General features: G+C 62.8%; 1 protein-coding gene. It reads right to left on the bottom strand.

Features of this window, described 5'->3' with window-relative positions:
- Positions 1–479: DUF6531 domain-containing protein (locus OC445_RS26925; protein ID WP_262020456.1), on the bottom strand; the 479-nt coding region annotated here is incomplete at both ends.

Here is a 479-nt window from a genome sequence, read left to right as displayed (position 1 = left end):
AGGCTTGGGCCAGCACCAGTTCATCAGGCGAGGCTCCCAAATAGATCGCCGCTTCGGCCAGGCTATTGGTGATCGCCGGCCGAGAATCGGTGGGCAAGGGCAGGGTAGTCGAGCGATTCTCATGGTCAGTCCACACCACCGAATCGCCCGACACCACCAGCCGATGGGCCAGCCCATGACTCCAGCCAAACCCCAACCCACAATCCACATCCACAGCACTGGTGCGGTACAACCGCGTCCACTCAAACGGTAAAATCCCATCCAGCGCGCCATCGGTGAGGGTCAGCAATTCCTCGCCGGTGACCATCGACACCGGACAACCGTGGGTGACGGTTTTATCCGCAGGCGCCGCCGCATCCCCCTTCGGGTTCGACGCCACAGCCGGCACATCATCGACAGGCTCCTGACGAACCAACGTCGTGCTCTGGGTCTTGCCGCGCACCATCGGCACCGGGTTCGAAACCAGCGTGTCGCCTGCC

The organism is Pseudomonas sp. Pse35, from assembly GCF_024519715.1.
Classification (GTDB): domain Bacteria; phylum Pseudomonadota; class Gammaproteobacteria; order Pseudomonadales; family Pseudomonadaceae; genus Aquipseudomonas; species Aquipseudomonas paracarnis.
Note: the sequence above shows the minus strand (reverse complement) of the source record. Positions and strands in the feature narration are given on the sequence as shown.